General features: G+C 70.1%; 10 protein-coding genes. 3 read left to right on the top strand and 7 right to left on the bottom strand.

Annotated features, from left to right (window positions below; genetic code table 11):
- Window positions 1-8 precede the first annotated feature (8 nt).
- Together LPW41_RS16520 and LPW41_RS16515 are read right to left on the bottom strand one after the other, a co-directional pair.
- Window positions 9-311 (bottom strand): DUF427 domain-containing protein, encoded by a 303-nt coding sequence (locus LPW41_RS16520; protein WP_144834245.1) that lies wholly within the window; start codon window positions 309-311, stop codon window positions 9-11.
- Between the two features lie 135 nt (window positions 312-446).
- Window positions 447-1379: a 4-(cytidine 5'-diphospho)-2-C-methyl-D-erythritol kinase gene (locus tag LPW41_RS16515; protein ID WP_144834243.1), complete on the bottom strand. Its 933-nt coding sequence runs from the start codon at window positions 1377-1379 to the stop codon at window positions 447-449.
- 240 nt (window positions 1380-1619) lie between these two features.
- Here LPW41_RS16515 and LPW41_RS16510 point away from each other — a divergent pair, with 240 nt between their 5' ends.
- Window positions 1620-3200 (top strand): stealth conserved region 3 domain-containing protein, encoded by a 1581-nt coding sequence (locus LPW41_RS16510; protein ID WP_144834241.1) that lies wholly within the window; start codon window positions 1620-1622, stop codon window positions 3198-3200.
- Here LPW41_RS16510 and LPW41_RS16505 read toward each other — a convergent pair.
- On the bottom strand, window positions 3151-4086 hold the full coding sequence (locus LPW41_RS16505) for a phosphodiesterase (protein WP_144834239.1): 936 nt from the start codon (window positions 4084-4086) through the stop codon (window positions 3151-3153). The two genes, LPW41_RS16510 and LPW41_RS16505, sit on opposite strands and share 50 nt — an antisense overlap.
- A 299-nt stretch (window positions 4087-4385) precedes the next feature.
- A complete protein-coding gene (gene rsmA / locus LPW41_RS16500; RefSeq protein WP_230705442.1) occupies window positions 4386-5228 on the bottom strand; it encodes a 16S rRNA (adenine(1518)-N(6)/adenine(1519)-N(6))-dimethyltransferase RsmA in 843 nt (280 codons plus the stop codon).
- Between the two features lie 66 nt (window positions 5229-5294).
- On the opposite strand from rsmA, the gene LPW41_RS16495 reads away from it, so the two are divergent.
- A complete protein-coding gene (locus LPW41_RS16495) occupies window positions 5295-6755 on the top strand; it encodes a sugar porter family MFS transporter (RefSeq protein WP_230705441.1) in 1461 nt (486 codons plus the stop codon).
- Window positions 6756-7213: 458 nt separating this feature from the next.
- On the opposite strand, the gene LPW41_RS16490 is transcribed toward LPW41_RS16495, so the two are convergent.
- From LPW41_RS16490 to rsmI, 3 genes are all read right to left on the bottom strand, one after another.
- Window positions 7214-8125: a TatD family hydrolase gene (locus LPW41_RS16490; RefSeq protein WP_230705459.1), complete on the bottom strand. Its 912-nt coding sequence runs from the start codon at window positions 8123-8125 to the stop codon at window positions 7214-7216.
- A gap of 113 nt (window positions 8126-8238) precedes the next feature.
- Window positions 8239-9813 carry a methionine--tRNA ligase gene (metG, locus tag LPW41_RS16485; RefSeq protein WP_230705440.1) on the bottom strand — a complete coding sequence of 525 codons (1575 nt, stop codon included), beginning with the start codon at window positions 9811-9813 and terminating at the stop codon, window positions 8239-8241.
- A gap of 157 nt (window positions 9814-9970) precedes the next feature.
- Window positions 9971-10789, bottom strand: coding sequence for a 16S rRNA (cytidine(1402)-2'-O)-methyltransferase (gene rsmI / locus LPW41_RS16480; protein ID WP_230705439.1), 819 nt, complete (start codon window positions 10787-10789; stop codon window positions 9971-9973).
- Window positions 10790-10812: 23 nt separating this feature from the next.
- On the opposite strand from rsmI, the gene LPW41_RS16475 reads away from it, so the two are divergent.
- On the top strand, window positions 10813-12384 hold the full coding sequence (locus LPW41_RS16475) for a dolichyl-phosphate-mannose--protein mannosyltransferase (RefSeq protein WP_230705438.1): 1572 nt from the start codon (window positions 10813-10815) through the stop codon (window positions 12382-12384).
- Window positions 12385-12398 lie beyond the last annotated feature (14 nt).

Raw genomic sequence — 12398 nt, 5'->3', positions numbered from 1 at the left:
GCCCGACCTCAGTCGGAGACCACGACCTTGCGGTCGAACGCGACGAATCCGGCGAAGTCCTTGCCGACGCGATCCACAGCGCCCGGGTACAGATCGGGGTACGACCATGCGCCGTCGGGGAGTTCCGCACCGTCGACCGAGATGTTCCAGTACTGGGCGGCGCCCTTCCACGGGCAGGTGTAGGGCGTGGGGCTCTCGTGCAGCGCGCCCTCGCGCACCGCCTGCGGCGGGAAGTACCAGTTGCCCTCGATCGAGGCCAGGTCGTCGCGGTCGGCTTCGGCGATCACGACGCCGTCGAGTGTTGCCTTCATGGGAAACCCCCTTCGTGGCGCCCCGCGGGCACGGCACCCAGCGGTGACGAACCACCTCGAACGAGGCTAACCAGGTCGCGGGGCCCCGAGGCGAAGATTGCTCCGTGTGTCGACCTGCACTATGGTGCGCCGCGGTCAGACCACACGGGCGCCCGGCACGGGGCCGTGCACGTGCAGAGCGACGAGTCCCGCCGCGCTGAGGGTGACCTGCAGGTCGATCGCGGAAGACTCGTCGGCGGTGAGGAACGCGAGCGTGGGACCGGATCCCGACACGATGCCCGCGAGCGCTCCCGAGCTCTCGCCGCGCTCGAGCACGCGCGCGAGATCGGGCCGCAGGTGCAGCGCGGGCGCCTGCAGATCGTTGCGCAGGGTCTGAGCGAGCATCTCGGCGTCGCCCTGGCGCAGCGCGTGCAGCACGTCGGGGTCGACAGCGGGCACGCGCGGCGCCGGGCCGATGTCGACGGCGTGGCGGCGGCGGTGCGCGTCGAGCTCGCCGTAGACGACGGGTGTCGACATGCCCTCGTCGTTGGGCACGAGCACCCAGTCGAACCGCCCGCGTGCGAGAGCGGGGCTGAGCTCGTCGCCGCGGCCTGTTCCGACCGCGGTCCCGCCGAGCAGGGCGAACGGAACGTCCGCGCCCAGTCGCGCCGCGAGACGGGCCAGCTCGCTCATCGGCATGCCGAGTCCCCACAGTGCATCGCACGCAACCAGGGCGGCGGCGGCATCCGCCGATCCCCCGCCCATCCCGCCGGCCACTGGAACAGCCTTGCGGATCGACAGATGGGCACCGCGGTCGATGCCGGCGGTCTGCGCGAGCAGGCGCGCGGCGCGCACGGCGAGGTTGCGGTCGTCGGTGGGCACGCCCCCGATGTCGACGGGGCCCTTCGCCGTCACGCTCAAGGTGATGTCATCGGCAGGGGTCGCCGTCATCTCCTCGTACAGCGACACCGCTTGGAAGGCCGTGGCGAGCTCGTGATACCCGTCGTCCTGGACGTCGCCGACCTCGAGGAAGACGTTGATCTTGCCGGGGGCGCGGACGCGGACGGATGCCGGCGGAGCAGCGCTCATCGCGCGGGCCGCTCGAACGTGCGTCCGACGGAGCCGGCGTGTGCGAAACTGGAACGTCGGCCCGGTTCCCGCCGTCGCTCGCAAAGCGGTTCGGGACAGACCGGGCCGGAGCGAGCGATTCGAGTCACTCTTCGACAGTAGCGCGCCGCTCCCCGCCGTTCGGCGCCGCCGCCGAAACGTCTTCGTAACCCCGGAACCCTACGGTGACGGGAGCCCGTCACCTATCCCCGTGGAGGCACTATGCGCCCGATGGTCCCCCTGTCGATCGACACCGACCCCTGGCGCGCGCTGCTCTCCCGCTCCGATATCCGGATGCACGACGGCATCCTGCACGTCGTCGACGACTCCTCCACGCCCTCGATGTCCGAGCGCGACGACCTGCTCACCGCGGCCGCCGCGATCGAGGCCGCGGGCGTGCGCGTCATGCTCGTGCGCGACGCGAACCGTCGCCCCAAGCTCGTCGTCGACACGGCGGATGCCGAGGCGGCGCTCACCGCTCTGCGCGATCCCGAGCTGGGCCCGGTGTACCTGAAGGCCCGCGGCGAAGACCCCGTGCCCGCGCACAGCGTGCACCCCTCGCCCGGCTCCGTGCAGGCGTACGCGGTGTTCCGCCCCCGCACCTCGACCGAGGGCTCGTACCGTTACGGGGCGTCGCTCGCCCCGCGACTCGAGCTCTGGCGTTTCGGCGACAAGACCATCGAGGCCCCGCGGCCCAGCGCCCTCACCCGCCGCAAGTTCGCCGCGGCCGACCTCGACCTGGTCGAGGTGGAGCGCTACGGACGACGGTGGACGACGGTGGCGGGCATGTTCGACCCGCACCCGAACGAGCTCACGGCCGAGGTCGACATGGTCTTCTCGTGGGTCGACGGCTCGTCGAGCGAGTTCCAGCGCCAGCGCGCCGCGCGCATGAAGGGCTACGTCGTCGGCGACGGCGACGACAACGCCGCGCGTTACCGGCAGGTCGACGAGCTGCGCTACGCGCTGCGCAGCGTGCACATGTACGCGCCGTGGGTGCGCCGCATCTTCATCGCGACCGACTCCCCCACCCCCGAGTGGCTCGCCGATCACCCGAAGGTGACGATCGTGCGCAGCGAGGAGTTCTTCGCCGATCCCGCGGTGCTGCCCACCCACAACTCCCACGCCGTCGAGGCGCAGCTCCACCGCATCCCGGGGCTGGCCGAGCACTTCCTCTACAGCAACGACGACATGTTCTTCGGTCGTCCCGTGACCCCCGAGCTGTTCTTCAGCGGCGGCGGGGTCAGCCGGTTCGTCGAGAGCGGCGTGCGCATCGGCAGCGGCCCCGCGCACATCGACCGCTCGGGCCACGACAACGGCCTGCGCGTCAACCGCGCGCTGCTCAAGGAGCGCTTCGGCCGGGTCATCACCCTCGACCTCGAGCACTGCGCGACGCCGCTTCGTCGCTCGGTCGCATTCGAGCTCGAGCAGGAGTTCGCCGACGACTACGCCCGCACCGCCGCGAGCCGGTTCCGTTCGGCGACCGACATCTCGGTGACCAACAGCCTGTACCACCACTACGCGCTGGCGACCGGCCGGGCGGTCATCACGACCGAGCCCCGCACGCGCTACGTGCAGACCACGCAGCTCGACTCGCTGCGCACGATGGAGCGCCTCGTCTCGCGCCGCGACACCGACATGTTCTGCCTGAACGACGGCAGCGTGCCCGAGATCCCTGAAGAGGTGCGCGTCCCCGCGCTCCGGGCGTGCCTCGAGCGCTACTTCCCCGTCGCCGCTCCCTGGGAGAAGACGGCGGTCAACGAAGGATCGGCAGCGGCGTCGTCGGCGGCGACACCGGTCCGCTGAACGCCCGCGACGCCGGCACCACGATGCCAGCGTCGTGCAGGCGTCGCTGCGACTCCGCGGCATCCACGTACTGCAGAGCCTGAGTCGCCGCGAGCGGCACGACCGAGTGCACCACGGTGTCGTCGTAGACGTGCACGGTGTTGAACCCCTGCGCGGCGTCCTGCGGGCGGGTTCCGCCCACGGGCACCATGAGGTCTTGCGTGTAGCAGGTGGCGGATGCCACTGACACGGGGATTCCGGCGAACGTGGCGAACGTCGAGTAGTGCAGGTGACCCGCGAGGATCGCGCGCACGTCGGTGCCGCGCAGCACCGCGGCGAGGCTGCGCTGGTCGCGCAGTTCGACGGAGGCGGCGAGGTCGAGCACGCTGGGCACGGGCGGGTGGTGCATCGCAAGGATCGTGCCGAGCGGGGCCGGCGTCGCCAGCACCTCGGTGAGCCACTCGAGCTGGGCGGCGGTGACCTCTCCGTGGTGCGCGCCGGGCACCGAGGTGTCGAGGGTCACGACGCGCAGGCCGTCGATCTCGTCGACGCGGTCGACCGGGGCGGTCGCATCGGCGGCATCGCCGGGAAGCAGTTCGGCGCGGAACGCCGCGCGGTCGTCGTGGTTGCCCATCACCCAGATGACGCGCGTGCCGAGGCGCTCCGCGAGCGGCTCGACCAGTCGGCGCACGCGCTCGTAGGCGTCAGCCTCGCCGAAGTCGGCCAGATCACCCGTGAACACCAGGGCGTGGGGGCGGATTCCCGAGGCACCGATCGCCTCGACCGCCCGGGCGAGGTAGGCCTCGGAGTCGACGCTGTCGTACAGCGGCGCACCGCCGGCGCGCAGGTGGGTGTCACTCAGGTGCAGCAGCACCCTCTCAGCACGGGGGTACTCGGCGTAACGCATCTCGTTCCTTCCGGGCCGTCGGGTACGGCCTCGTGACCGGCGTGATGCTCCCGGTTGCCTCGAAATGTTACAGACATGTTTCGCAAACGCGTGATGAACACGGAGGGAATTCACCCTGCGCGCGTTGTGGGTCGGCAGAGCAGGCGGTGGGCCGAGCACAACCGCGGGCGTCGCCGACGACAAGCCGGACACCGGCCGGACCCACGCGGCGTGTCGCCGAACCCCCCGCCGTTGTGCACACGCGGGCCGGATGCCGCGACCACCCACGCGGGCCGGATCCCGCGATCAGCGCGGAATCGTCAGGAGGCGCCGGCGATGCGGGCGTAGTCGTCGACCGTGAGCTGCTCGCCGCGCAGGGTCGGGTCGACACCCGCCGCCTTCAGGCGTGCCGATGCCTCGGCCGCGGTGCCGCCGAGCACGCCCGACAGCGCCTGTCGCAGCATCTTGCGGCGCTGTTGGAACGCGGCATCCACGATCTGGAACGTCCGCAGCCGGTGCTCTTCGGTGCCGCGGGGCTCGGCGTCGCGATCGAAGCCGACGAGCACGCTGTCGACGTTGGGCACCGGCCAGAAGACCTGGCGAGACACGGTGCCCGCGAGACGCCACGAGCCGTACCAGGCGGCCTTGACGCTGGGTGCGCCGTACACCTTCGACCCGGGAGGGGCCGCCAGGCGCTCGCCCACCTCGGCCTGCACCATGACGACGCCGCGCTGCAGGTAGGGGAAGCTCTCGAGGAAGTGCAGCAGCACCGGCACCGACACGTTGTACGGCAGGTTCGCGACCAGCACCTCGGGCTCGCCCGGCAGCTCGGTCACGCGCAGAGCGTCGGCGTCGATCACCGTGAGCCGGTCGGCGGGCACGTCGTGGGCGGCGGCGGTGACGGGAAGGCGCTCGGCGAGGCGGTGATCGATCTCGACGGCGACCACCGAGGCCCCCGTCTCGAGGATTGCGAGGGTGAGCGAACCGAGGCCCGGTCCGATCTCGACGACACGGTCGGATGCCGTGACCCGGGCCGCGTGCACGATCTTGCGGACCGTGTTGGCGTCGACGACGAAGTTCTGCCCCAGCTTCTTGGTCGGGGTCACGTCGAGGTCGGCGGCGAGCCGACGGATCTCGGCGGCACCGAGGAGCGAAACGGGCATTGTTCCACTGTAGTCAGGGCTCCGCCAGAACCCTTGCTGCGCACCAGCCGGGAGTAGCGTGGTCGGGTGAGTCAGACACAGTCGATCCCCGCCAATGCCTTCACTTTGCGGAGCCCGTACGGGCGACGAGCGATCGGGCTGTCCGTCGCCGCCGCCGTGGGCGGTTTCCTCTTCGGCTTCGACTCCTCCGTCATCAACGGCGCGGTCGATGCGGTCGACGGCAACTTCGAGCTGGGGCAGGTGCTCACCGGTTTCGTCGTCGCGGTCGCCCTGCTGGGTTGCGCGGTGGGAGCCATCATCGCAGGCGCCCTCTCCGATCGCTGGGGTCGCCTGAAGGTCATGCTGCTCGGCGCCGTGCTGTTCTTCGTGTCGTCGATCGGTGCGGCGCTCACCTTCAGCGTCCCCGACCTGATCCTCTGGCGCGTGATGAGCGGCCTCGGCATCGGCATCGCCTCGGTGGTCGCTCCCGCGTACATCGCCGAGGTCGCGCCCCGGCAGATCCGCGGCTCGCTCGCGTCGCTGCAGCAGCTGGCCATCACGCTCGGTATCTTCGGCGCCCTGCTGTCCGACGCCCTGCTGGCCAACACCGCGGGCGGTGCGGCCAACCAGCTGTGGCTGGGCCTCGAGGCCTGGCGCTGGATGTTCCTGGTCGGTGTGATCCCCGCCGCCGTCTACGGCATCCTGTCGTTCACCGTCCCCGAGTCGCCGCGCTATCTGCTCGCCAAGGGCAAGCGCGACGAGGCCAAGGCGATCTTCGCGCGCCTGGTGCCGCCGGCCGATCTCGACAAGACGATGAACGAGCTGTCGAACACGATCGAAGCCGATCGCAAGAACAAGAACGTGTCGCTGCGCGGACCTGTGCTGGGCCTGCAGGGCATCGTCTGGACCGGCATTCTGCTGTCGATGTTCCAGCAGTTCGTCGGCATCAACGTGATCTTCTACTACTCCACGACCCTCTGGAAGGCCGTCGGCTTCGACGAGAGCAACTCGCTGCTGATCTCGGTGATCACCTCGATCACCAACGTCGTGGTCACCTTCGTCGCGATCTTCCTCGTCGACCGCGTCGGCCGGAAGCCGATCCTGCTCACCGGCTCGATCCTCATGACCGTCTCGCTCGGAGCCATGGCCCTGTCGTTCGCGTTCGCGACCGGCTCGGGTCAGGACGTCTCGCTTCCCGCTCCCTGGGGCAGCGTCGCCCTCGTCGCCGCGAACGTGTTCGTCGTCGGCTTCGGCGCCTCGTGGGGTCCGCTGGTGTGGGTGCTGCTGGGCGAGATCTTCCCGAGCCGCATCCGCGGCAAGGCGCTCGGCGTGGCCGCCGGTGCGCAGTGGATCGCGAACTTCGCCATCACGGTGTCGTTCCCGGCGATGTCGAGCTGGTCGCTCCCGCTCACCTACGGCATGTACGCGCTGTTCGCCGGCCTGTCGTTCGTCTACGTGCTGCTGCGCATCCCCGAGACGAAGGGCATGGAGCTCGAGCAGACCGAGACGCTCTTCGTGCGCAAACCGAAGGACAAGGCCAAGGCCTGATCCCGGATGCCAGAAGGCCGGCGCCCCGCGGGGTGCCGGCCTTCGTCGTTCTCGGTGTCGTCGCGCCCGCGCAATCTCCGCGATCCGCGCAACCTCAGCGGCATCCGCGGCCATCCGGCTGAGGATGCGCAAATCACTGAGGTTAAGCAGCGCCAGCGGCACCTGCCGCCACAACCTCCGCGATCAGCGCATAGTCAGCGGCGTCCTCAGGATTCCGGCTGAAGACGTGCGAATAACTGAGCCAGTGCAGCGCCAGCGGCACCCGCCGCCACAACCTCCCCGATCCGCGCAACCTCAGCGGCATCCGCGGCCATCCCGCTGAAGATGCGCGAATCACTCAACCTGCGCCACGCCCGCGACAGCGGCGCACGCCGTCACAACCTCCGCGATCCGCACAACCTCAGCGGCATCCGCGGCCATCCGGCTGAAGATGCGCGAATCACCGAGGATCCGCGCGCTCAGTCTTCGAACGCGCCGTAGACCTCGAGGGTGTTCGCGGCGACCTGGGCGGCGAGCTCGTCGGCATCCATCGCCAACTCGGCCGCGAGGAAGCGCAGCGTCACGGGGATCAGGTACGGCGCGTTGGGCCGGCCGCGATACGGCGCGGGGGTCAGGAACGGGGCGTCGGTCTCGACCAGGATGCGGTCGAGAGGCGTGACCGCGAGGGCGTCGCGCAGGTTCTGCGCGTTCTTGAACGTGACGTTGCCGGCGAACGAGAGGTAGTAGCCGCGGTCGGCGGCGATGCGCGCCATGTCGGCGTCGCCCGAGAAGCAGTGGAAGACCGTCTTGTCGGGAGCACCGACGCGCAGCAGGGTCTCGAGCACGGCGTCATGGGCGTCGCGGTCGTGGATCTGCATCGCGATCCCGTGCTTCTTCGCCAGCGCGATGTGCGCCTCGAACGAGCGGATCTGGGCCGGGATGCCGTCGGCCTCGGTGCGGAAGAAGTCGAGCCCCGTCTCGCCGATGGCCCTCACCCGCGGCTCGGCGGCGAGTTCGTCGATGACGGCGATCGCGGCATCCAACTCCCCCGCCTGCTCGTACGCGGGAGCCTCGTTGGGGTGGATCGCCACCGCCGCGAGGACGCGCGGGTGCGACCGTGCCGCCCACGCCGACCACCGCGAGGAGTCGATGTCGCCGCCCGCCTGCACGACCCCGTGCACACCGACCGCGAGAGCGCGCTCGAGCTGCTCGTCCAGTGACAATCCGTCGATGGTCCCTGAGCCTGTCGAAGGGCCGTCTTCGATCTCGAGGTGCGTGTGGTTGTCGTAGACCGGGATGCCGAGGGGCTCGGGCGCCGGCGGATAGCTCACGTCGCGACGGCCGTCGACCGAACGCTCGCGCACGTACTGGCTCGGGTCGCCGTCGCCGATCGTGTCGCGGGGACGCTCGACCGGGGTCGAGCCGGGGGCGGCGGCCCGGGCGGCGGACCCTTCGACAGGCTCAGGGACCGTCGCCGACGCCGCCGATTCGGAAGGCACCTGCGTCACGCCTGCTCGACGCGCGGGAAAAGCGGCGTGAGCGGAGTGACCGTGGCGCCCGCCGGCAGCTGCCCCCAGGTGCCCGCCTCGCGGATCGGCTGCTCGACGAGAGCGCCGAGTCGCTCGGCCGCACCGAGCGCGACCCACAGCTTCGACGTCGACTCGGGCATGACCGGCGACAGCAGCACCGCGAGGGCGCGGAGTCCGTCGGCCGCGGTGTATAGCACCGTGCCCAGACGCTCGCGGGTCGACTCGTCTTTGGCGAGTGCCCACGGCTCGTTCTCGGTGATGTAGCCGTTCAGCGCATCGACGATCGTCCAGATCGCGGCGATCGCCTCGTCGGTGCGGAAGCGCTCGATGGCGGCGTCGGCGGTGGTCGCGGCATCCGCCACGATCTTCTGGATGGTCAGATCGCCCTCGGTGTACGAGGCCGGTGCCGGCACGACGCCCTCGAAGTACTTCGAGATCATCGCGACCGTGCGCGACGCCAGGTTGCCGAAACCGTTCGCGAGCTCGGCCTGGTAGCGCGCCGACAGGTCTTCCCACGAGAACGAGCCGTCTTGACCGAACGCGATCGCCGAGAGGAAGTAGAACCGGTACGCGTCGGACCCGAAGACGTCGGTGATCTCGGTGGGCGCGATGCCGGTGAGCTTCGACTTCGACATCTTCTCGCCGCCGACGAGCAGCCACCCGTGTGCGAAGACGCCGCGCGGCACGTCGAGGCCCGCGGCCATCAGCATGGCCGGCCAGATCACGGCGTGGAAGCGCAGGATGTCTTTGCCGACCACATGGAACGCCGGCCAGCGACGCTCGAACTCGGCGGGGTCGGTGCCGTAGCCCACGGCGGTGGCGTAGTTGAGCAGCGCGTCGACCCACACGTAGATGACGTGCGAGGGGTCCCACGGAACCGTGATGCCCCAGTCGAACGCCGAACGCGAGATCGAGAGGTCTTTCAAACCGCTGCGCACGAACGACACGACCTCGTTGCGCGCCGACTCGGGGCGCACGAAGTCGGGCTCGGTCTTGTACAGCTCGAGCAGGCGGTCCTGGAACTCGCTGAGCTTGAAGAAGTAGTTCTTCTCTTGCAGCAGCTCGAGGGGCTTGGAGTGGATCGCGCAGACCTTGAGGCCCTCGAAGGGGCCGGTGCCGTCGACGATCTCGGCCTCGGGCTTGAACTCCTCGCAGCCGACGCAGTACAGCGCCTCGTACTCGCCCGCGTAGATGTAGCCGCGGTCGAACAGGGCCTTCACGAACTGCTGCACACGCTCTTCGTGGCGGGGCTGCGTGGTGCGGATGAAGTCGTCGTTGGCGACGTCGAGCGTCTCGAGCAGCGGGAACCACGACTCGGTGACGAGCTTGTCGACCCACTCCTGCGGAGTGACGCCGTTGGCGGCGGCGGCGCGGAGCATCTTCTGCCCGTGCTCGTCGGTGCCGGTCAGCATCCAGGTGTCATCCCCCGCCTGGCGATGCCAGCGGGCGAGCGTGTCGACGGCGACGGTCGTGTACCCGTGCCCGATGTGGGGCAGATCGCTGGGGTAGTAGATCGGCGTCGTGATGTAGAAGGATCGGCCGGAAGTCACCTGGAGATTCTACGGGGAGCCTCCGACACTCCCGCCGCGTGTGACGCGCGGGCCGGCGCCCCCGCGCGTGAGGGGTCGGAAACCGTCGCCGCGACGCGCGCCAGGCGACACCAACCGACCCCTCACGCGCGAAGACGCGGGGGACGCGCAGAGATGCTCAGCGCTTGACGGCCAGCGCCGCCTGGTACAGCTCGCGCGACGAGTGACCCGTCTGCGACGCCACCTCGGCGGCAGCCTCCTTGAGCCGCGTGCCGCCGCGCACGAGCTCGAGCACCTGGGTCACGGCATCCGGGAACGCCACCTCGCGCGCCGAGGCGCCGCCGACGACGATCGCGATCTCTCCGCGTACGCCCTCGGCCGCCCATGCGGCGAGCTCGGCCAGAGTGCCGCGCTTGACCTCTTCGTACAGCTTCGTGAGCTCGCGGCAGACGGCGGCGGGGCGATCGGCTCCGAACGCGCTCGCAAGATCTTCGAGAGTGGATGCCAGGCGCGAGGGCGACTCGAAGAAGACGAGGGTGCGCTCCTCCGACGCGAGCTGCGCGAAGGCCTTGCGGCGCTCCCCCGGCTTGCGGCGCGGGAATCCCTCGAAGGCGAAGCGGTCGGTGGGAAGGCCCGCAACCGCGAGGGCGGTGACGACGGCGCTCGGCCCGGGGATCGCTGTGACGGTGACGCCGGCGGCGGCCGCGGCGGCGACGAGGCCGAAGCCCGGGTCGCTGACCGTGGGCATTCCCGCATCGCTCAGCACGAGCAGGTCGTCTTCGCGCGCGAGCTCGACGAGCTCGGCCGCGCGCTCCTTCTCGTTGTGGTCGTGCAGGGCGATCAGCCGCGGGCGGTTCTCGACCCCGAGGCCCGCGAGCAGGCGCTGCGTGGTGCGGGTGTCTTCGGCCGCGACGACCGTCGCGTTCTCGAGCGCCTCGACCAGGCGGCGCGACGCGTCGCCCAGGTTGCCGATGGGGGTCGCCGCGAGGATGATCACCGTTCCACCTTAGGCTGGGGCACGTGACCACCGCCGTGCCTCCGCTGCTCCCCACGGTCGAGCAGACGCGCATCGATCGGTGGCGCGACGCCCTCCTCGTGAGCCCCCGCGGGTACCGCCTGTGGAGATGGCTCGCACCCTTGCTCGTCACAGTCGTGGCGGCGGTGCTGCGCCTGATCGACATCGGCAACCCGCACCAGCTGGTGTTCGACGAGACCTATTACGTGAAGGACTCGTGGAGTCAGTGGGTGCTCGGCTACCCCTCCACTTGGGAGCCCGACGACACCGACGCCCGCTTCGCGGCGGGCCAGACCGACATCTTCACCGGCATCGGCAGCTACGTCGTACACCCGCCGCTCGGGCGCATCCTCATCGGCGCGGGCATGGCCTTGTTCGGGCCCGACTCCGCGACCGGCTGGCGCATCTCGGCCGCGGTCTTCGGCACCGCGACCGTGCTGCTGGTCTACCTCGTCGCGCGCACGCTCACGCGGTCGATCCCCTTCGCCACCGTGGCATCCGGTCTCATCGCGATCGACGGCCTCGGCATCGTTCTCAGCCGCATCGCGCTGCTCGACATCTTCCTCACGTTCTTCATCCTGCTGACGTTCTGGTTCGTCGCCCTCGACCATCTGCGCACCGGTGATCGCATCGCCGAGCTCGTCGCGAGGCGCGGCGAACGGCCGATGTGGGGCCCGATCCTCTGGAACCGGCCGTGGCTGATCGCCGCCGGCACCGCCGCGGGCGCTGCGACCGCCGTGAAGTGGTCGGGGCTGTACGTGCTCGCCGCGATCGGCGTCTACGCGGTCGTGACCGACGCGCTCGCCCGGCGTCGCGCGGGTGTCGTGCAATGGCCGATGGATGCCGTGCGCCAGGGCCTCGCCTCGTTCGTGCTGCTCGTGCCCGTGGCGCTGGTGGTCTACCTCGCGAGCTGGTCGGGATGGCTCTTCACCAGCGGCGGATACATGCGCAGCACGCCGGTGGCGACGAGTCCGCTGTGGTCGTGGGTTCCCGAAGCGCTCCAACGGCTGTGGGCCTACCACCAGGCGATGTACGCCTTCCACGTCGGGCTCGTCACGCCGCACAGCTACGCGAGTCCCGCGTGGCAGTGGCCGCTGCTCATCCGTCCGACCTCGATGTACTGGCATCAGGATGCCGCAGGCGTGAACGGCTGCACCCTGCCGACCGGCTGCACCGAGGCGATCTCGAGCCTGGCGAACCCGATCATCTGGTGGGCCGGGATCGCGGCATCCGTCTTCTTGCTCGTGCGCTTCGTGATGGTGCGCGACTGGCGCTACGCCCTGGTGCTGACGGGCCTGGCCGCCACCTACGTGCCGTGGCTGCTCTACCCCGAGCGCACGATCTTCCAGTTCTACACGGTCGCGATGCTGCCCTTCCTCGTGATCGCCCTCACCTTCGCCCTCCGCGAGATCGCAAGCCCGGCGCGCGCGGCATCACGAGTGACGGGGCAGGTGGGTGTGCTCGTTTTCCTCGGGTTCTGCGTCGTCGTCTCGGCGTTCTGGTACCCCGTGTGGGCGGGGCTGCCGGTGTCGTACGAGTTCTGGCGCCTGCACAACTGGCTGCCGACCTGGATCTGATGTCGATGCAGACC

Origin of the sequence: Microbacterium sp. JC 701, assembly GCF_021026215.1 — a bacterium.
Classification (GTDB): domain Bacteria; phylum Actinomycetota; class Actinomycetes; order Actinomycetales; family Microbacteriaceae; genus Microbacterium; species Microbacterium algihabitans.
Note: the sequence above shows the minus strand (reverse complement) of the source record. Positions and strands in the feature narration are given on the sequence as shown.

Bases quoted from the DNA above. Each gene is read 5' to 3' on its own strand.
- LPW41_RS16520 (WP_144834245.1), bottom strand. From the start codon at position 311: ATGAAGGCAACACTCGACGGCGTCGTGATCGCCGAAGCCGACCGCGAC.
- rsmA (WP_230705442.1), bottom strand. From the start codon at position 5,228: ATGCCCGTTTCGCTCCTCGGTGCCGCCGAGATCCGTCGGCTCGCCGCC.
- LPW41_RS16515 (WP_144834243.1), bottom strand. From the start codon at position 1,379: ATGAGCGCTGCTCCGCCGGCATCCGTCCGCGTCCGCGCCCCCGGCAAG.
- LPW41_RS16505 (WP_144834239.1), bottom strand. From the start codon at position 4,086: ATGCGTTACGCCGAGTACCCCCGTGCTGAGAGGGTGCTGCTGCACCTG.
- LPW41_RS16510 (WP_144834241.1), top strand. From the start codon at position 1,620: ATGCGCCCGATGGTCCCCCTGTCGATCGACACCGACCCCTGGCGCGCG.